The organism is Pseudomonas putida (assembly GCF_050990305.1).
Lineage (GTDB): Bacteria > Pseudomonadota > Gammaproteobacteria > Pseudomonadales > Pseudomonadaceae > Aquipseudomonas > Aquipseudomonas putida_AH.
Genome location: NZ_CP158817.1, coordinates 4,483,522 through 4,502,947 on the forward strand (window position 1 = coordinate 4,483,522; position 19,426 = coordinate 4,502,947).

13 protein-coding genes are annotated in these 19,426 nt (G+C 61.1%); 9 read left to right on the forward strand and 4 right to left on the reverse strand.

Translation table 11 applies throughout. The annotated features are described in order from the left end of the window. Window positions 1-449 precede the first annotated feature (449 nt). Both ABTV22_RS20145 and ABTV22_RS20150 read right to left on the reverse strand, forming a co-directional pair. The gene (locus ABTV22_RS20145; RefSeq protein ID WP_433736245.1) at window positions 450-1,787 is read right to left on the reverse strand and encodes a lysine N(6)-hydroxylase/L-ornithine N(5)-oxygenase family protein; all 1,338 of its coding nucleotides are present in this window, start codon (window positions 1,785-1,787) and stop codon (window positions 450-452) included. 147 nt (window positions 1,788-1,934) lie between these two features. Beyond that, entirely contained in the window at window positions 1,935-2,417 is a 483-nt protein-coding gene (locus ABTV22_RS20150; protein WP_433736246.1) for a sigma-70 family RNA polymerase sigma factor, read from the reverse strand. A gap of 1,074 nt (window positions 2,418-3,491) precedes the next feature. Between ABTV22_RS20150 and ABTV22_RS20155 the strand changes: the two genes are divergently transcribed. From ABTV22_RS20155 to ABTV22_RS20165, 3 genes are read left to right on the forward strand one after another with little or no spacing between them, the layout of a single operon-like run. Then, complete coding sequence (locus ABTV22_RS20155) at window positions 3,492-4,664, forward strand: efflux RND transporter periplasmic adaptor subunit (protein ID WP_433736247.1); 1,173 nt, start codon at window positions 3,492-3,494, stop codon at window positions 4,662-4,664. After that, window positions 4,665-6,638, forward strand: a complete 1,974-nt coding sequence (locus ABTV22_RS20160) for a MacB family efflux pump subunit (protein ID WP_433736248.1) — start codon at window positions 4,665-4,667, stop codon at window positions 6,636-6,638. It begins immediately after the preceding gene. 7 nt (window positions 6,639-6,645) lie between these two features. Next, a complete protein-coding gene (locus ABTV22_RS20165; RefSeq protein WP_433736249.1) occupies window positions 6,646-8,040 on the forward strand; it encodes an efflux transporter outer membrane subunit in 1,395 nt (464 codons plus the stop codon). A 101-nt stretch (window positions 8,041-8,141) separates the two neighbouring features. On the opposite strand, the gene ABTV22_RS20170 is transcribed toward ABTV22_RS20165, so the two are convergent. Both ABTV22_RS20170 and pvdP read right to left on the reverse strand, forming a co-directional pair. Next, window positions 8,142-8,573, reverse strand: coding sequence for a hypothetical protein (locus tag ABTV22_RS20170; RefSeq protein ID WP_433736250.1), 432 nt, complete (start codon window positions 8,571-8,573; stop codon window positions 8,142-8,144). 301 nt (window positions 8,574-8,874) lie between these two features. Further along, window positions 8,875-10,494, reverse strand: coding sequence for a pyoverdine maturation tyrosinase PvdP (gene pvdP, locus ABTV22_RS20175; protein WP_433736251.1), 1,620 nt, complete (start codon window positions 10,492-10,494; stop codon window positions 8,875-8,877). A gap of 238 nt (window positions 10,495-10,732) precedes the next feature. Here pvdP and pvdM point away from each other — a divergent pair, with 238 nt between their 5' ends. The 6 genes from pvdM (at window position 10,733) to ABTV22_RS20205 (ending at window position 19,221) form a co-directional block, all read left to right on the forward strand. Further along, window positions 10,733-12,082, forward strand: coding sequence for a pyoverdine-tailoring dipeptidase-like protein PvdM (pvdM, locus tag ABTV22_RS20180; RefSeq protein WP_433736252.1), 1,350 nt, complete (start codon window positions 10,733-10,735; stop codon window positions 12,080-12,082). Window positions 12,083-12,110: 28 nt separating this feature from the next. Beyond that, on the forward strand, window positions 12,111-13,403 hold the full coding sequence (locus tag ABTV22_RS20185) for an aminotransferase class V-fold PLP-dependent enzyme (protein WP_433736253.1): 1,293 nt from the start codon (window positions 12,111-12,113) through the stop codon (window positions 13,401-13,403). A 148-nt stretch (window positions 13,404-13,551) separates the two neighbouring features. Next, window positions 13,552-14,412: a dihydropyoverdine dehydrogenase gene (gene pvdO / locus ABTV22_RS20190; protein WP_433736254.1), complete on the forward strand. Its 861-nt coding sequence runs from the start codon at window positions 13,552-13,554 to the stop codon at window positions 14,410-14,412. Window positions 14,413-14,525: 113 nt separating this feature from the next. Next, complete coding sequence (locus ABTV22_RS20195) at window positions 14,526-14,690, forward strand: hypothetical protein (protein WP_433736255.1); 165 nt, start codon at window positions 14,526-14,528, stop codon at window positions 14,688-14,690. A gap of 185 nt (window positions 14,691-14,875) precedes the next feature. Next, window positions 14,876-16,525, forward strand: coding sequence for a cyclic peptide export ABC transporter (locus tag ABTV22_RS20200; RefSeq protein WP_433736256.1), 1,650 nt, complete (start codon window positions 14,876-14,878; stop codon window positions 16,523-16,525). Between the two features lie 215 nt (window positions 16,526-16,740). Continuing rightward, complete coding sequence (locus ABTV22_RS20205; RefSeq protein WP_433736257.1) at window positions 16,741-19,221, forward strand: TonB-dependent siderophore receptor; 2,481 nt, start codon at window positions 16,741-16,743, stop codon at window positions 19,219-19,221. Window positions 19,222-19,426 lie beyond the last annotated feature (205 nt).

Consider the following 19,426-nt stretch of genomic DNA (forward strand, 5'->3'; position numbering starts at 1 on the left):
GAGGACGTCGGGACACAGGCCGCAAATGGCCGTGATCGGGAAGCCGCTGCTCGCTTTTACGGCGAGACAACGGCACAAGAAGGACTGTGCGTTATCTGGCCGAGGATGTGCCGGTTATCGAAACCGGCCGACTACTGTCACTCGAACAAGTACCCACTGTGGGTCTCCGCTATTGATGAAAACGCGCGAAGCTTACGCCCCGGTATTTGGAGAGTAAACCTGTTACAAAACCTTGCAGGGGGAATCGCGGGGTTCTTCAGGATGGGTTCAGGAATCAGGGCCCCATCGCCAGCAAGCCGGCTCCTACGGGTTCAATACCATTGCGTAGGAGCCGGTGCACAGAATGCCGCTACCCCCGTAGGAACCGGCTTGCTGGCGATGGCACAGAATGGCGCTCCCCCGTAGGAGCCGGCTTGCTGGCGATGGCGACTTCAGGGCCACCAAAGATTTCAGCTGGCTGTCGCCAACAACAAATCCACCACCGACCGACTATGCCCACGCTTCTTGCCATGGTCATACAACGACCCGGCAATCTCATCGGCACGAATCGGCAGGATCGACAGCAAGGTATCGCTCAAGCCATGACTGGCCTGACAGAAACCCTGCATATAGATGCCGGCCTTGCAGCGTTCGTCGGTGATCAGTTTGTAATGGCGGTCGACTTCGAAGTCCCCCAGATACTGTTCCAGCGGCGCCAACAATTTGCGGTGCATCTGGCGCTCGTAACCGGTGGCCAGGACCACGGCGTCGTAGTGATGCACCGTGACTTCGCCGGTGGCGTTGTTACGCAGCGCCAGTTCGATGCCGCGCTCGGTGGCGGTGGCCTTCTCGATCGTGGTCAGGGTGCGGAACACGTGGCGCGCGATGCCCGACACTTTCTGGCGATAGAAAATGCCGTAGATGCGTTCGATCAGGTCGATGTCCACCACCGAATAGTTGGTGTTGTGGTACTCGTTAACCAGGCGTTCGCGCTCGCTGCTGTGCTGGTTGAACACCAGGTCCGTGAACTCCGGTGAAAACACTTCGTTGACGAACGGGCTGTCATCCGCCGGTTTCAGCGCGGAGCCACGCAGGATCATGTCCACCTGCACCGACGGGAAGCTGTCATTGAGGTCGATGAAGGCCTCCGCCGCACTCTGCCCACCGCCGATGATCGCAATGCTCATCGGCTGGTTGTCCACGCACGGCTGCTTGGCCATCTGCGCCAGGTACTGCGAATGGTGGAACACGCGAGCGTCCTCCTTGAGCGCCTTGAACGCTTCGGGAATCCGTGGGGTGCCACCGGCGCTGACCACCACCGAACGGGCGGTGCGCACATGTTGATGGCCCGTGGCATCGCGGGAAATCACCCGCAGCGCTTCGACCTGCTCCTTATGCAGCACCGGTTCGATGGTCAGCACTTCTTCGCCGTAGCGACTCTGGCTTTCGAACTTGCCGGCGACCCAGCGCAGGTAGTCGTTGTACTCCATGCGGCACGGATAGAAAGTGCCCAGGTTGATGAAGTCCACCAGGCGGCCGTGGGCCTTGAGGTAATTAACGAAGGAGTAAGGACTGGTCGGGTTACGCAGGGTCACCAGGTCTTTGAGGAAGGAAATCTGCAGCTCGCTCTGGGTCGACAGCGTGTTGCCGTGCCAGCTGTAGTGGGCCTGTTTGTCCAGGAACAGTACATCCAGCTCGCCGTGGGTCGGCCCACGCTCTTGCAGCGCGATGGCCAGTGCCAGGTTGGAAGGGCCGAAACCGACGCCGATCAGGTCGTGAACGAGGGGCGATGCAATTGCCTGTGTCATTTCCAGTGTCCTCTGGATGAACCCCACCGCTGCGGGGACTGAACCTAAGTGACCTGACCGGCCTTGAGCAGGACAGCAGATCGTCTGTTGATTAGGAACGAGGACAGTGAAATGAAATTTAACGAAGTTTTCACAAACCGGGCGAGATCAATGGCCATCCCATTGCCGCATACGCACCCGGCAATGTTTCATCGCATTGACGATGTGCTTCTCCACCAACGCCTTGGAAATACCCAGGCGTTCGGCGATCTCGGGGTGGGACAGGCCATCGAGCTTGCGCAGCATGAAGCTCTCGCGGCACAGCCGTGGCAGTTCCGCCAGGGCGCGCTGGAGCATGTCCAGGCGCTGGCCATGATCGAGGTTGCTCAAGGGAGAGGGCGTGAAATAACGCTCCTCGGTGTCGAGCACTTCCAGTGGCTCGGCCTTGCGCAATTCATTGCGCCGGTGATCGTCGATCACCAGGTTCAGCGCCGTGCGATAAAGGAATGCCCGGGGCTGCTCGATTGGCGTGTCGCTGGAGCGTTCCAGAACACGCAGATAAGCGTCATGCACCACATCTTCGGCCACCTGGCGGTTGCCGAGCTTGGCGTTCAAAAAACACACCAGCTCTCGATAGTAGTTTTCCAACATGACTCCCGTCCGCACGGGTGCGGTTTCTGTCTTTGAGCCTACTTCTCGTTCACGGAACAGGCAGTGGCACGATAGTGGCAATTTGAGGTGCGTAATTTATAGTAATTCTCATATAGATTTAAAGCGTTGCTTTGTGTTGGTCGATAAATAGTCTCGGAGGCGGCCTGTGTTTTGTTGACCGGGTACATATCCGTTGCTGCGGTAACGGCTGCTATTGGTTCCGCCCTTACGGCGGGTTACTTGGAAAAGCGCCAAGTAACCAAACGCTTTTATCCTCTGACGTACGGCCCTTCGCCTAGGCTCAGGGTTCCCTCGCTCCGGTATTCCGACGGGGCAGATCAAGATCAAAAGCCAAAGCCAAAGCCAAAGCAGATCGCGGCCCCTGTAGGAGCGAGCATGCTCGCGATGGTCGTCAACGATGACGCTGGCAGCCTGACACCCCGCGGTGTTTTGGCGTCCATCGCGAGCATGCTCGCTCCTACAGGTATGTGCCCACCTGCGATCTTTTGATTTTTAGAAGCAAGATCAAAAGATCGCAGCCTTCGGCAGCTCCTACACGAAGCCGCGTCAACCATCAGGTCGAGTGTCAGCTCGCCTAGCGGCTTTTGATTTTGATCCACCCGCCCCTTCGGGAGGCTGAGTGGAGGCGTTTATCCGGGGATTGGCGCGCAGCGCCGTTCGACGCAGTCGAACACATCGCATGTAGGTGCCAGCGAAGCCAACCGGAGGGCGATGCCCCCGGATGAATGCCGGAGCGAAGGAACGCCGAGCCTTGGCGAGGGGCCGGACGCTGGGGCAAAGCCTTTTGGTTCCTTTTTGGCGTTTGAAAAAGGGACTCGCCGTAAGGGCGAAACCATAAGCCGCCGTTACCGCAGCAATGGATATGTACCCAATCAACAAACACAAAGGTCGGCTGTCAGGCCGCCATCGCGAGCATGCTCGCTCCTACAGTTGATCGCGGCAGGTGTATCACCATGTTTCCCGGCCTAAATTCCACGACGCACCCATCGTTTACAGGACAGCCCCCCGTTCCTGCCGCCTCCACGGCAGTGTTCAATTGTTCTGGAACCCTGCATGAAACGTCCCCGCCAGACCCGACGCGCCCTGCTTGTAGCACTCAGTCTGATCCCCGTTGTCGCCGTCGCCGCCTGGCAATTCATCTCGCCCGGCCGCGACCAATTCGCCACCGTGCAAGTCAGCCGTGGCGATATCGAAAGCAGCGTCACCGCCCTGGGCACCCTGCAGCCGAGGCGCTACGTCGACGTCGGCGCCCAGGCGTCCGGGCAGATCCACAAGATCCATGTGGAAGTGGGTGACCTGGTCAAGGAAGGCCAGCTTTTGGTGGAGATCGATCCGTCCACGCAACAGGCCAAGCTCGATGCCGGACGCTTCTCCATCGAAAACCTCAAGGCGCAGCTCCAGGAACAACGGGCACAACACGATCTCGCGCAACAGAAATTCCAGCGCCAGCAGAACCTCAAGGCCGGCGGCGCGACCCGCGAAGAAGACGTGCAGACCGCCCTGGCCGAACTGCGTGCCACCCAGGCGCGCATCGACATGTTCCAGGCGCAGATTCGCCAGGCCCAGGCCAGCCTGCGCAGCGATCAGGCCGAACTGGGTTACACGCGGATCTACGCCCCCATGTCCGGCACCGTGGTCGCCCTCGACGCCCGGGAAGGCCAAACCCTCAACGCCCAACAACAAACGCCGCTGATTCTGCGCATCGCCAAGCTGTCGCCGATGACCGTGTGGGCGGAGGTTTCCGAGGCCGACATCGGCCATGTCAAACCCGGCATGAACGCCTGGTTCACCACCCTCAGCGGCGGCACCCGACGCTGGAAAAGCACCGTAAGGCAGATCCTGCCGGTACCGCCCAAGCCCCTCGACCAGACCAGCCAGGGCGGCGGCAGCCCTGCCAGCTCCAGCAAAAGCGGCAGCGCCCGAGTGGTGCTGTACACCGTGCTACTGGACGTCGACAACGCCGACAACGCCCTGATGGCAGAGATGACCACCCAGGTATTTTTCGTCTCCGATCAGGCGCAGAACGTGTTGACCGCACCGATTGCCGCCTTGCAAGCCGGCACTCAGGCCGATCAACAGACTGCACAAGTCGTCGCGCAAAACGGCAGCATCGAACAACGCGACGTACGCACCGGCATCAGCGACCGCCTGCGGGTGCAGATCCTCGACGGCTTGCAGGAAGGCGATCACCTGTTGATCGGTCCAGCCGACGGGAGTGGCGGTTGAATGCACACACCCCTGATCGAACTGCAAGACATCCGCAAAGCCTACGGCGGCGGCGACGCCCCTGAAGTTCACGTGTTACGCGGCATCGACCTGTCGATCCATGCCGGTGAATTCGTAGCGATTGTCGGTGCTTCCGGTTCCGGTAAATCGACGCTGATGAACATCCTCGGCTGCCTCGACCGCCCGACTTCGGGCGAATACCGCTTCGCCGGAGAAAACGTCGCCGCACTCGATAGCGATGAACTGGCCTGGTTGCGTCGCGAAGCCTTCGGATTTGTGTTCCAGGGCTACCACCTGATCCCGTCCGGCTCGGCCCAGGAAAACGTCGAGATGCCGGCGATCTACGCAGGCACACCGGCCGCCGAGCGTCACGTCCGCGCCGCCGCCCTGCTCGAGCGCCTGGGCCTGGCCACACGCACCGGCAACCGTCCGCACCAGCTCTCCGGTGGCCAGCAACAGCGGGTGTCCATCGCCCGCGCCTTGATGAACGGCGGCCACATCATCCTCGCCGACGAACCCACCGGCGCCCTCGACAGCCACAGCGGCAAGGAAGTCATGGCGCTGCTCGACGAGCTGGCGAGCCAAGGCCACGTGGTGATCCTGATCACCCACGATCGCGAAGTGGCGGCGCGGGCCAAGCGCATCATCGAAATCCGCGACGGCCTGATCATCAGCGACAGCGCCAAGGACAATCCCGTCGCGCAACACTCAGCCAACCCCGGCGCCCTGCAAGCGGTGGACCTGCGCAAGCGTTTGAGCGAAGGCGCGCAAGCCTCTGGCGCCTGGAAAGGCGAGTTGGTCGATGCCGTGCAAGCGGCCTGGCGGGTGATGTGGATCAACAAGTTCCGCACTGCGCTGACCCTGCTCGGGATCATCATCGGCGTGGCTTCGGTGGTGGTGATGCTGGCCGTCGGCGAAGGCAGCAAGCGCCAGGTGATGGCGCAGATGGGCGCCTTCGGTTCCAACATCATTTACCTCAGCGGCTCGGCGCCCAACCCGCGCACGCCGCAGGGCATCATCACGCTCGATGAGGTCAGGGCCGTGGCCAGCTTGCCGCAAGTGATGCGGATCATGCCGGTCAACGGCCAGGAGGCCGGGGTGCGTTTCGGCAACCTCGATCACCTGAGCTATGTCGGCGGCAACGACACCAATTTCCCGGCGATCTTCAACTGGCCGGTGGTCGAAGGCAGCTACTTCACCGAGGCCGACGAGCAGAACGCCGCAGCGGTGGCGGTGATCGGCCACAAGGTCCGCAGCAAACTGCTCAAGGACGCGGCCAACCCCATCGGCCAGTACATCCTCATCGAGAACGTGCCGTTCCAGGTGGTGGGTGTGCTGGCGGAAAAAGGCGCCAGCTCCGGCGACTCCGACAGCGACGACCGCATCGCCATCCCGTATTCCGCCGCCAGCGTGCGGCTGTTCGGCACCCACAACCCCGAGTACATCGCGATTGCCGCCGCCGATGCGCGCAAGGTCAAGGAGACCGAGCACGCCATCGAACAACTGATGCTGCGCCTGCACAACGGCAAGAAGGATTTCGAGCTGACCAACAATGCGGCGATGATCCAGGCCGAAGCGCGCACGCAAAACACCCTGTCGCTGATGCTCGGCTCGATTGCCGCGATTTCGCTGCTGGTGGGCGGCATCGGGGTGATGAACATCATGCTCATGACCGTGCGCGAGCGAACTCGCGAGATTGGTATCCGCATGGCCACCGGCGCCCGCCAGCGCGACATCCTGCGCCAGTTCCTCACCGAAGCGGTGATGCTTTCGGTAGTCGGCGGGCTGACCGGGATCGCCCTCGCGCTGATCGTCGGCGGCGTGCTGATCCTCAGCGAAGTCGCCGTAGCGTTTTCCCTGATAGCGGTGCTGGGCGCCTTCGGCTGCGCCTTGGTCACCGGTGTTGTCTTCGGCTTCATGCCGGCCCGCAAAGCTGCCCGACTCGATCCTGTGACGGCCCTGACCAGTGAATGATCTCTTGATGAAGCCGCAACTGAGTGTGTTGACCCTTTGCCTGCTGCTCGGTGCCTGTGGCACCCCTGCCCAGCGCCCGGACAGCGGCATCGTGCCGCCCTCCTCCTGGCAATCACCCCATGACCCAAGTGCCGCCCGCAGCAACGCGCAATGGTGGAACCGTTTCGGCAGCCCGCAACTGGAACATCTGGTGGAGCAGGCTCGGGTCGGCAGTTATGACCTCGCCGCCGCTATCGCCCGGGTGCGCCAGGCACAGGCCGAAACGGTGGTTGCCGGTGGCTCGCAGTTGCCGGAAGTCAAGGCTGGGTTGAACGCCAACCGGCAGAAATTGCTGCGCGGTAGCGGCTATAGCCAGCTCGACGCCGACAGCGATAACGACGCGGTCGACTACTTCACCGCCGACCTCACCGCCAGCTACGAAATCGATTTCTGGGGCGGCCAGCGCGCCTCCCGGGACAGTGCGCAATTCGCCTTGCAGGCCAGCGAGTTCGATCAGGCGACGGTGGAGCTGACCCTGCTCAGCGGCGTCGCCAATACCTACGCACAGGCTCTGTCGCTACAGGAGCAGAGCCGCATTGCCGAGCTGAACCTGGCCAATGCGCAGAACGTCTTGAAACTGGTGCAAACCCGTTTCGACTCAGGTTCAGCCACCGCCCTGGAACTGGCCCAACAGAAAAGCCTGGTGGCGGCCCAGCAACGGCAATTGCCGCTGGTGCAGCAACAGGCCAAGGAGGCGCAAATCAGCCTCGCCGCCCTGCTCGGCCGCCCGGTGCAAGAGCTGTCCCTGGGCCAGGAACACTTCGATCAACTGGCATGGCCGGCCATCGACGCCGGCGTGCCCAGCCAATTGCTCAGCCGCCGCCCGGACATCGCCCGCGCCGAAGCCGAACTGGCTGCCGCCCAGGCCGACGTCACCGTGGCCCGCGCCGCCATGCTGCCCACCGTGACCCTCACGGCGCAAATCGGCTCCGGTGCCGATCGCGCCCACGACATCCTGCGCAGTCCCTTCTACAACCTCACCGCCGGATTGCTCGCCCCGGTGTTCAACAACGGCCGCCTCGGCGCCGAACGCGACAAGGCCACGGCCCGCCAGGAGGAACTGCTGCAAACCTATCGCGGTGCGATCATCAACGGTTTTGCCGACGTGGAAAAAGCCCTGAACGGCATTCGTGGGCTGGACGAACAGCGGCAGTGGCAAGGTGAAGAATTGCGCCAGGCACAAACCGCGTTCGACCTTGCGCAAAGCCGCTATCAGGCGGGGGCCGAGGATCTGCTGACAGTGCTGGAGACCCAGCGCACGCTGTATGCGGCGCAGGATTTGAATGTGCAGTTGCGGCTGTCGCGGTTGCAGGCCAGTGTTGCGTTGTACAAGGCGCTAGGCGGGGGGTGGCAAGTACAGTAGTTGCAGTAAATCGGCAACTACAATTTCGCATGTTCCACTACCAATTTGCCACCCTCAATGCTCACCCTCTGAGCCTCACCACCCCACCCGAACAACTGGAATCAAGCTCCTTTAAACCAAGAAATACTGAATACCCCATTCATCATCGTTGTAACCGGAGACCCTTCGGAAAATCTGGCATTAAACCCCCCATAAACATGAATACGGGATTCATCATAATTGACCTTTAGAGTCCCACCCTCCGGTTGATACCATGTAGACGCTTGTTTAAAGGCAAGGTAACTATACACTTGTGGCAAATCGATGTCCTTTCCAATATCACTGTACGGACACCGTATAGCAAAATAGCCATCTGTTATCAGATGCTCGCCTATTGGAGAACCAAAGTACGCAAATATACTACCTTCTATTGACAGCAAATTTGCAGGGAAGCGCTTGTGCACACCATCTATGTCTACAGCAAGCTCTCCAATTACATGGGGCGCATCCGGGGATTTGTTTTTCAGCCAATCCTCAATATCCTTAATATCCATTTTACCAACCCTTCTCTGCATATTGAATAAAATATTATGTACAACGATCGAAATCTAGACCGCTGCAGCAGCAAGGTCAAATTCAACACCAAGAATAATCAACAATTCAGACCAACTAAAAACTTCCCGACACAAGACCACCCCATTCATCTGAACTAGTATTTATGACAGTATAAAACCTCACTCAACTCCTATAAATTAAGTTGGCGCAAGCCTCGCCACCAACATTGTATTTGATGCCTCGCCCTTTAAATCCAGCTTAAAACCATATTAAGCATATGGCACTTATATGTCCGGCGGCTTAATTGGAAACAGTTCTGGCCTTCAGATTCCGCGCATACCAAGGCCGCTGTGGAACTTTCCGGAACAAATCTTTCAACTTCCTCTCATCCTCGCCAAAGGTAATCCGCAGCGCCAGCTTCATGGTCTCCGGGTCCATCTCCACCGACCGGCCCGCCTGCAACCCCGGCGTGGTGCTGCAACCATGGGTGTCCGGACCGAGCCACGGATCATCGACCTCAACCCAACGCCCCGGCGCAAACCATGGCACGCCATTAACCTCAAGCCGGCTGACCTCCCCCGGATGAAAGCGCTCATGGGCGTGGAACCAGTCTTCCAGGCGGTCGTCGATCCAGCCGTGGAAGTGCCAGAACACCGGGTTCACATGGGAGGAAAACGGATCGCCGAGGAAGTCGTTTTCCGGTGCGAACCAGCGCGCGGAAAAGTCCGAGGGATCACGGGCGAACGGCACCGGCTGGCCGTTGGACGGATCCCGGGGCACCGAGGCCCAGCGCATGTGCAGCCAGTCGTGCAGGCCGAGCTCGACCTCCGAACCAAACTGCCCCAGGGTCAGCTTCGACAGGTAACGCGGGTCGCGGTACTGCGACTCCCAGACCTGGAAATTGCTGTGGTAAGTCTCGGCGGTCTTGATGTCGGCGACCCACTGCGAGTACTCGTCATCGTCCTCGGCCAGCCAGGTCGGTGGCAACGCGGTGCCGTCATGGTTATCGCAGTAATGGGCGAAACCGATGCGGTCCCTTGCCAGCTCCGGTTGCGGCAGCGGGAACTGCGTCCACGACGGCAAGTCCTGCATGGAACGCGCGGTGCCGAGCATGTGCCGGTGCATAAAGAAAAAATCCACGCCGGAGCCATTACGGTCCTTGCGCGCGCCACGGGCATCGCGCTCCTTGTCCCTGGGGCCGGGCTGCCAACCGATGCCGCGCAAGGCCTCGCGCTTGTCTTCGGACAGGGTGTGCCATTTGTCCCGAGAGGCATGCCAGAGCTGGTGAAACAGGCGATGTTCGGCGGACGTCAGCCAGGCCAGCAGCGGTGCATTCAAACCGGTTCGCTCGCGTGCCTCGGGGAATACCCGCTTGACGGCGATGAAGCGATTGTCCTGGGCGGTCAGCATCAACGGCCGATCCAGATCCAGCACCCGCCCGCTGAGCGAGCCGCTGCCAGCGTTGCCGAACGCGGCCCAGACTTCGTCCAGTGCCATGCTGAATTCGTAATCGCAGGTGCCGTTGGCGCTGAGCAACCGCCAGCTCAATTGTGCCGAGTTGGCCCCGGTCAGATCGCCGAGCACCCGATATCGCGGTTCTTCATGAGAGCGCAGACGCTCAGCAGTATCCAGAAAACCGATCAGCCCGCGCCCCTTGTGGCCGATGTCGAGAAACGCTTCCAGCCCGTCTGGCGGCAAGCCTTCAAGGCCCGCATCACGCCCTTCGAAACGGATCTGCCAGACACCGCGCAAGGTATCCGCCAGACGCTGGCCGGCCACATCCGCCACATCGAACGACGCTTCGCCAGGGGTGATCGTCGGGTCCGGTTTCGTCCATTGGCGATGCCCATAAAAAGCCGCCGGCACGACCGCGCCAGTCAGCGCCAGGCCCGCCATGAACCCTCGTCGAGAAATCGTCATTGCCCTACCTGTGTCAGCCATGGAAGCAGGCCTTATCCCAGCTAGAACGTTTGTTGCCCTTCAAAATTTAAGCGCATCGCCAGCAAGCCGGCTCCTACAGTATTTGTGGCGTGCACACATCACAGAACACCCCTGAAACCCGTAGGAGCCGGCTTGCTGGCGAGGCGGCCATCTCAAACACTAAATTCCTCCCTCTATTGCTCGTTCCTCCCAGATAGCAAAACGGACTGAGACGGCAATGACAAAACCACGCTCGAAAAAGGTTCTTTTCATCGGCCTGCCGCTGGCCCTGGCGATCAGCGCCGGTGCAGGCTTTGCCGCCTGGGATTACTGGTTCAAGGACAATCCCGGCTACCCGGCCAAGGTGATGAAACAGGCCGATGAACTGCACGAGCGCTTGCTCTCGTTCGACAGCCACATCACCGTGCCCATGGACTTCGGCACCGCCGGCAATGAAGCGGACAAGGACGGCAGCGGCCAGTTCGACCTGGTCAAGAGCGGGCGCGGACGGCTGTCCGGTGCTGCGCTGACGATCTTCGGCTGGCCGGAAATCTGGAACGGCCCCAACGCGCCGCACCGCCCCACTGCCGGTTTCATCGAAGAAGCGCGCTTTGAGCAGGAAACCCGCTACAAGATCATCACCACGATGGTGCGCGACTACCCCAACCAAGTGGCCATCGCCTACACCCCGGACGACTTCCGTCGCCTGCACGGCGAAGGCAAGTTTGCGATCTTCATGAGCATGCTCAACGCCTACCCGCTGGGCAACGACCTCAATGCCCTGGACAAATGGGCCGCTCGCGGCATGCGCATGTTCGGCTTCAGCTATGTGGGCAACAACGCCTGGGCTGACTCGTCGCGGCCGCTGCCGTTCTTCAACGATTCCCGGGACGCCCTTGGGGGACTGTCGGAGATCGGCAAGCAGGCCGTGCATCGCCTCAACGACCTCGGGGTGATCATTGATGTGTCGCAGATGTCGACCAAGGCCCTGGAACAAGTCGCGCAGTTGAGCCGCACGCCGATGGTGGCGTCCCACTCGGCGCCCCGTGGCCTGGTGGACATCCCGCGCAACCTCAGTGACCAGGAAATGCAGCTGATCAAGAACAGCGGCGGTGTGGTGCAGATCGTCGGCTTCCCGACCTACATCAAGCCGTTGAGCAAGACCACCCAGGACAAGCTCAACGCCCTGCGCGCGCGCTTCGACCTGCAACCGTTGCAAGGGCTGGAAATGGCGCTGATGCCGGGCGATCCGGTGATCACCGTCTGGTCCGAACAACGCTTCGGCGAATACGCCAGCCAGCTCTACGCCATCGTCGACGAAGAACCCAAGGCCACCCTCAAGGACTACGGCGACGCGATTGATTATGCGGTGAAGAAAATCGGCATCGACCATGTCGGCATCAGTTCCGACTTCAACGATGGCGGCGGCCTCGATGGCTGGAAGGACGTCAGCGAGGCGCGCAACGTAACCGCCGAGTTGATCAGCCGCGGCTACAGCGAGGCCGACATCGCCAAGCTCTGGGGCGGCAATTTCCTGCGGGTCTGGGACCAGGTCGAGAAGTCCGCCCGACCGGTGGCGAAAAACTGAATCCCTTTTGAACAAGCGAACCCAAGCCATGACCAACCGTCGTTCCTTCCTCAAGCAGGCCAGTATTCTTGCCGCCGGCCTGCCCCTGACTGCCGGCGTGAATCTGCCAGCCCTGGCCGGCGATCTACAACAGCAGCCCGCCCCCTTGCCCAAGGGCAAATGGGCGCAATTGCGCCAGCTGTTCAACCAGGACCCGGACTACCTGCACTTCGCCAACTTCCTGGTGACCTCGCACCCCACACCGGTGCGCAACGCCATCGACCTGCACCGCGCCAACATTGACCGCAACCCCGGCCGCGCCATGGACTGGGACCTGCAGGAAACCGAGAAACGCGAGCACAACGTGCGGGTCTGGGCCGGTCGCTACCTCAATGCCATGCCGGAACAGATCGCCCTCACCGGCAGCACCACCGAAGGTCTGTCGATGATTTACGGCGGCATCCATGTGCGTCCGGATCAGGAAATCCTCGTCAGTGAGCACGAGCATTACTCAACCAACTACACCCTGGAATATCGCCAGCAACGCCAGGGCACGAAGGTGCGCAAGCTCAAGCTGTTCGAGAACAGCCGCGATGTTTCCGTGGATGAAGTGCTGGGTTCGATTGCCAAAGGTATCCGTCCCGAGACCCGCGTGCTGGGCATGACCTGGGTGCAGTCGGGCAGCGGTGTGAAACTGCCGATCGGCGACATCGGCAAGCTGGTCGAAGCACTGAACCGCCAGCGCGACGAGAAGGACCGCATCCTGTTTGTGGTCGACGGCGTCCACGGTTTTGGCGTCGAGGACCTCGAGTTTCCCGACATGCACTGCGACTTCTTCATCGCCGGCACCCACAAGTGGATGTTCGGCCCCCGTGGCACCGGGATCATTTGCGCCCGCTCGGCCGAGCTCAAAGACGTTACGCCGATCATTCCGACCTTCTCCGAAGCCACCACCTTCTCGACCATCATGACTCCTGGTGGTTATCACAGCTTCGAGCATCGCTGGGCGGCGGACGAAGCGTTCAAGCTGCATCTGGATTTGGGCAAGGCCGAGGTGCAACAGCGTATTCACCAACTCAACACCTACGCCAAGAACCGCCTGCTGGAACAACCGCGAATCGAACTGGTGACGCCACAAAGTCCCGATCTCTCCGCCGGTTTCACCTTCTTTCGGGTCAAGGAGCAGGACTGCGAAAAAATCGCCACTGGCCTGATGCACAACCGCGTGGTCTGCGATGCCGTGGAGCGCGACGCCGGTCCCGTGGTGCGCATCGCCCCAGGCCTGCTCAACAGCGAAAACGAAATCGACCGCTTCATGGCCCTGCTCAACAAAACCGCCTGACGCTAAACCGCCTTTGCAGGAGCCGGCTTGCTGGCGATAGCGGTGTGTCAGCCGCCAGCAATGTTGATTGATTTGCCGCTATCGCCAGCAAGCCGGCTCCTACGGGTTCGGTTTGCACCCAGTTTTTCTTTTACATCCGAGATTACTCATGGCCCGTTCCTTCCTCCCGCTCAAGTTACTCACCCTGTCCGCCCTCATGACCGCCACCGCACTCGCCGCCACTACCCCTCAACCCGGAAAAGTCTTCAAGGACTGCCGCAACTGCCCGGAAATGGTCGTACTCCCCGCCGGTACTTTCACCATGGGCACCCCCGACGATGAAGTCGGTCGCGAACCCGATGAAGGCCCGATGCATGATGTGACCTTCGCCAAGTCCTTCGCCATGAGCCGCTTCCAGATCACCGCCGGCGAGTGGGACAGCTACGTCAAGGAGAGCGGCGTGACCATCGCCAACGGCGATACCCGCCCAGGCCGCGAATGCATCGCCAGCAAGCCGCGCTACCCGCAGAGCCCGCGCCAGCCGGCGGTGTGCATGAACTTCGATGACGTGAAGAACTATGTCGCCTGGCTGTCGAAAAAGACCGGACAGCAGTACCACATGGTCAGCGAGGCCCAACGCGAATACGCCGCTCGTGGCGGCAGCAAAGGCCCGTTCCCCTTCCCCTTCGACGAAGGCAAGGAATACAGCATCGCCAAACACGCCAACACCTACGGCCCGGCGGACGGCTACAGCTACAGCTCGCCGGTAGGTAGCTACCCGCCCAACGCCTTCGGCCTGTACGACATGCATGGCAACGTCTATGAGTGGGTGGAAGACTGCGAGCACCCCAACTACATCGGCGCCCCTACCGACGGCAGCGCCTGGCTGGAGCCCAACTGCGAATCCGTGCGCATCCGCGGCAACGACTGGGGTGAGGCGCCGGTATTCTCCCGCTCGGGCAACCGCAACAGCCAGTACCCGCAGGAGCGTGGCGACTGGATGGGCTTTCGCGTAGTGCGTGATCTCTAACCCACACATATCTCCGTAGGAGCCGGCTTGCTGGCGATGGCGGTGTGCCAGGTAATAGTGATATTGGCTGACCCGGCGTCATCGCCAGCAAGCCGGCTCCTACAGGTAGCGGTGTGTTCGGTAACAGTGATGTTGGCTGGTCCGCCGTCATCGCCAGCAAGCCGGCTCCTACAGGTAGCGGTGTGTTCGGTAACAGTGATGTTGGCTGGCCCGGCGTCGTCGCCAGCAAGCCGGCTCCTACGGGTAGCGGTGTGTCCGGTAACGGTGATGTTGGCTGACCCGGCGTCATCGCCAGCAAGCCGGCTCCTACAGGTAGCGGTGTGTTCGGTAACAGTGATGCTGGCTGGCCCGGCGTCATCGCCAGCAAGCCAGCGCCTACAGGCGGTTGTGTGGCCCTCTAAATTAACCCCGCGACCAGACGTTCTACTGGGTATCTGCCTTCCGACCCAAGGAACTGTCTTCCATGACCCAGCCCACCCGAGGCGCCATCGGCGAATTGTTCGCCCTGCTCAAACCCTTTCGACTCATCGTCGCCGCGTCCATTGTCCTGGGCATGGTCGGCGGCCTGAGCGTCACGGTGCTGCTGGCGACCATCAACAATGCCCTGCATTCGGACAGCGGCCTGACCCAGGGCGTGGTCGCGCTGTTCGCCGGCCTGTGCCTGCTGGCGCTGGCCAGTTCGATCTGCTCGGACATCGGCACCAACTACGTCGGCCAGCACATCATCGCCAGGCTGCGTAAACAGTTGGGCGAGAAGGTGTTGTCTGCGCCCATCGAACAAATCGAGCGCTATCGCAGTCACCGCCTGATCCCGGTGCTGACCCACGACGTCGACACCATCAGCGACTTCGCCTTCGCCTTCGCGCCGCTGGCGATTTCGGTCACCGTGACCCTGGGTTGCATGGGTTACCTGGCGATGCTGTCGTGGCCGATGTTCCTGATCATGATCGCCGCGATTCTGATCGGCACCGCGATCCAGGCCTACGCCCAAAGCAAAGGCGTGCAAGGTTTCATGGCCGCCCGCGAGGCCGAGGACGAACTGCAAAAGCACTACAACGCCATCGCCGAAGGCGCCAAGGAGCTGCGCATTCATCGCCCGCGCCGCCAGCGCATGTTCAGCTCAGGGATCAAAGGCACCGCCGAGTTCATCTGCAACACCCAGGTGCGTTCGATCAACACCTTCGTCATCGCCAAGACCTTCGGTTCGATGCTGTTCTTCGTGGTGATCGGCCTGGCCCTGGCCCTGCAAACCTTCTGGCCGAGCGCCGACAAGACGGTGATGAGCGGCTTCGTGCTGGTGCTGCTGTACATGAAGGGCCCGCTGGAGCATTTGATCAGCACCCTGCCGATTGTCAGCCGCGCGCAGATTGCCTTTCGCCGCATCGCCGAACTGTCCGAGCAATTTTCCACCCCTGAACCGCACCTGCTGCTCAGCGATCAGGGCAAGGTCAAACCTGCTGTGCACGAGCTGCAACTGGCGGACGTGCGCTACGCCTTCCCCTCGGTGGACGGCGCCGCGCCGTTCCAGCTCGGGCCGGTCAACCTGTCGATCAAACAGGGCGACATCACCTTCATCGTCGGCGAGAACGGTTGCGGCAAGACCACGCTGATCAAGTTGCTGCTGGGCCTGTACACACCGCAACAAGGGCAGATCCGGGTCAACGGCGAGGCCATCGACGCGCACAACCGTGACGACTATCGCCAGTTGTTCACCACCATCTTCGCCGACTACTACCTGTTCGACGACGTGGTCCAGGGCGACGTGCAGATCCCCGAAGACGCCAACCAATACCTGCAACGCCTGGAGATCGCGCACAAGGTCAGCGTCAAGGACGGCAACTTCACCACCACCGACCTTTCCACCGGCCAGCGCAAGCGCCTGGCGCTGGTCAACGCCTGGCTGGAAGAACGCCCGGTGCTGGTGTTCGACGAGTGGGCCGCCGACCAGGACCCGACCTTCCGCCGGATCTTCTACACCGAGCTGCTGCCGGACCTCAAGCGCCTGGGCAAGACCCTCATCGTGATCTCCCACGACGACCGCTATTTCGACGTGGCGGATCAGTTGGTGCGCATGGAGAGCGGCCGTGTGGTCACCGAACTAACCCCCGCCTGAGAAACCTGTAGGAGCCGGCTTGCTGGCGATTGCGCCCCAACAATCGCCATTGATGCGCCTGACCCACTGCTATCGCCAGCAAGCCGGCTCCTACGGATCAGGTGTTCAAAAAATTTGCAGGTTTCTTTTCCGGTTTCCCGTCAATGCTCCGTCTTAATAATAATTCCCATTAACAAAAACTCTGCACGACACTTTTTCAGGAGCACTGGTAAGTAATGCGATCTCTTCCACGCCGCACACGTCTCGCGCTGGCCGTACAGCGTCCTTCTTTGCCCCGGACCCTACTGACCAGCGTTCTGCTGACCGCCACCTTGCTGGGGAGCACGATGGCCACTGCAGCACCTGTAAAAGTGAGCATCGCCGTGCAGCCACTGTCCGCCGCGCTGACCGAGTTGGGCATGCAGACCAACCTGCAGATCCTCTACAGCCCGGACCAGGTGGCGGGCATCAAGTCCCGCGCGGTGTCTGGTTCGCTGGAGCCTTCGGCGGCGCTGACCGAGATGCTCAAGGGCACCGGCATTTCGTTCCAGATCAATGGCAACAGCGTGACCCTGATTTCCGGCGGCGGTTCGAGCCTGCAACTGGGCGCGACCACCATTTCCGGGCAGGCCCTGGGCCTGGTCACCGAGGACACCGGCTCCTACACCACCGGCGCTACCACCACCGCCACCAAGCTGCCGCTGACCATTCGCGAAACCCCGCAATCGGTCACCGTGGTCACTCGCCAGCAGATGGACGATCAAGGCTCAAAGAGTGTGGGTGATGTCCTGCGCAACACGCCGGGCGTCACCATGCAAAAGTACGACAGCGACCGTACCGAGTTCTCCACCCGTGGCTTTGCCATCACCAACTTCCAGTACGACGGCGTGAACATTCCCTACGACGGCGTCTACGGTGAAAACCCGAACAACAGCGACGACGCCGCGAGCCTGGACCGCGTCGAAGTCATCAAGGGCGCAACCGGCCTGATGACCGGTGCTGGCGATCCGTCCGCCACCGTCAACCTGGTGCGCAAAAAACCGACCAAGGACTTCAAGGCCTCGGTCAGCGGCACCGTCGGTTCCTGGGACAACTACCGCACCGAAGGCGACATCTCCGGCTCGCTGACCGAAACCGGCAACGTGCGTGGTCGCTTCGTCGGCGCCTATCAGGACAAGGGTTCGTACATCGACCACTACAGCCAAAAGAAAGACCTGTACTACGGGATTCTCGAGGCCGACCTGACCGACGACACCCTGCTGACCGTCGGCGTCGACAAGTCCAGCGCCACCCCGCGTGGCAGCTCCTGGACCGGTAACTCGCCGTTCTTCACCGACGGTGGCCGCACCGACTTCTCCCGCAGTTTCAACCCCGGCACCGACTGGAGCCGTCGCGATTTCGACAGCACCACCTACTTCGCCTCCCTGGAACAAGCGCTGGCCAACGACTGGAAACTCAAGTTCAGCCTCGACCAGAAAACCACCAATCACGACACCCAACTGGCCTCGGCCAGTGGCGGCAACCCGGACCGCGCCACCGGCGAAGGGATGTTCTTTTACTGGGGTCGCTGGGAAGGCCATCGCGTGCAAAACACGGCGGACATCAACGTCTCCGGCCCCTTCTCCCTGGGTGGCCGCGAGCATGAATTGGTGGCGGGTTTCATGACCTCCCATTCCCGTCAGACCGGCGCCACCTACGACACCAGCGCCTTCGAACTCGTGCCGGGCAACATCTTCGACTGGGAAGGCCATTTGCCCAAACAGGAGTTTCCGAAGAACGGCAAGTACGAGCGCACCCAGAGCCAGAACGGCGCTTACCTGGCCACCCGCCTGCGCCCGACCGATGACCTTTCGTTCATCCTCGGCGGTCGCGTGAGCACCTACAAGTACAACGAGGATTACACCTACTATCCAGGCGCCAACCTCGCCGACACCCACGCCAGCTACAAGGAACACGGCGTGGTCACGCCTTACGCCGGCGTGGTCTACGACCTGGACGATACCTATTCGGCGTACGCCAGCTACACCAGCATCTACCAGCCGCAGATCTACAAGGATGCCAGTGGCAAGACCCTGGAACCGGTGGAAGGCAACGCTTACGAGACCGGCCTGAAAGCGGCCTACTTCGAAGGCCGCCTGAACGCCAGCCTGGCCTTCTTCCGCATCGAACAGGACAACGTCGCCCAGTACGTCACCACCAACGTCGATACCGGCCAGGACGTCTACAAGCCAACCTCCGGTGCCACCACCAACGGCGTGGAACTGGAAATGGCCGGTGAGCTGGCCGAAGGCTGGAACCTGTCCGCCGGCTACACCTACGCCCGTACTCGCGACAAGGACGAGCAGCGCATCTTCGGCTTCCCGCTGGCCTCCACCAAGCCGGAACACGTGTTCCGCACCTTCACCACCTACCGCCTGCCGGGCGCGCTGGATCAGTTCACCGTCGGCGGCGGCGTCAGCTGGCAGAGCGCGTTCTACGGCCAGACCTTCAACCCGAACGTGGACGGCGCCGGCACAGGCTCCACGGTCAATCTCAAGCAAGGCGGCTACACCCTCGTCGACCTGATGACCCGCTTCCAGTACGACGAACACCTGAGCTTCACCGCCAACGCCTACAACATCTTCGACAAGCAATACCTGACGGGCCTGGGCAACTTCGGCACCACCTTCTACGGCGAACCGCGCAACCTGACGCTCACGGCGAAGTACGACTTCTGAGTGGGTTGAGCTGAAATGAAAAATGCCCGCGTTGAGAGATGCGGGCATTTTTTTTGGCTGTGGGATTTGCGGTGATTGTGACGCCGCCATCGCGGGCAAGCCTCGCTCCTACAGATAATCAGTGTTCGTATGGGAGGCGCATGACCTGTAGGAGCGAGGCTTGCCCGCGAAGGCGATTGTCGAAACAACACAAAAACCCGATCAA

Excerpts from the sequence above, each read along its gene's own strand:
- ABTV22_RS20145 (WP_433736245.1), bottom strand. The coding sequence starts at position 1,787 with ATGACACAGGCAATTGCATCGCCCCTCGTTCACGACCTGATCGGCGTC.
- ABTV22_RS20150 (WP_433736246.1), bottom strand. The coding sequence starts at position 2,417 with ATGTTGGAAAACTACTATCGAGAGCTGGTGTGTTTTTTGAACGCCAAG.
- ABTV22_RS20155 (WP_433736247.1), top strand. The coding sequence starts at position 3,492 with ATGAAACGTCCCCGCCAGACCCGACGCGCCCTGCTTGTAGCACTCAGT.
- ABTV22_RS20160 (WP_433736248.1), top strand. The coding sequence starts at position 4,665 with ATGCACACACCCCTGATCGAACTGCAAGACATCCGCAAAGCCTACGGC.
- ABTV22_RS20165 (WP_433736249.1), top strand. The coding sequence starts at position 6,646 with ATGAAGCCGCAACTGAGTGTGTTGACCCTTTGCCTGCTGCTCGGTGCC.
- ABTV22_RS20170 (WP_433736250.1), bottom strand. The coding sequence starts at position 8,573 with ATGGATATTAAGGATATTGAGGATTGGCTGAAAAACAAATCCCCGGAT.
- pvdP (WP_433736251.1), bottom strand. The coding sequence starts at position 10,494 with ATGACGATTTCTCGACGAGGGTTCATGGCGGGCCTGGCGCTGACTGGC.
- pvdM (WP_433736252.1), top strand. The coding sequence starts at position 10,733 with ATGACAAAACCACGCTCGAAAAAGGTTCTTTTCATCGGCCTGCCGCTG.
- ABTV22_RS20185 (WP_433736253.1), top strand. The coding sequence starts at position 12,111 with ATGACCAACCGTCGTTCCTTCCTCAAGCAGGCCAGTATTCTTGCCGCC.
- pvdO (WP_433736254.1), top strand. The coding sequence starts at position 13,552 with ATGGCCCGTTCCTTCCTCCCGCTCAAGTTACTCACCCTGTCCGCCCTC.
- ABTV22_RS20200 (WP_433736256.1), top strand. The coding sequence starts at position 14,876 with ATGACCCAGCCCACCCGAGGCGCCATCGGCGAATTGTTCGCCCTGCTC.
- ABTV22_RS20205 (WP_433736257.1), top strand. The coding sequence starts at position 16,741 with ATGCGATCTCTTCCACGCCGCACACGTCTCGCGCTGGCCGTACAGCGT.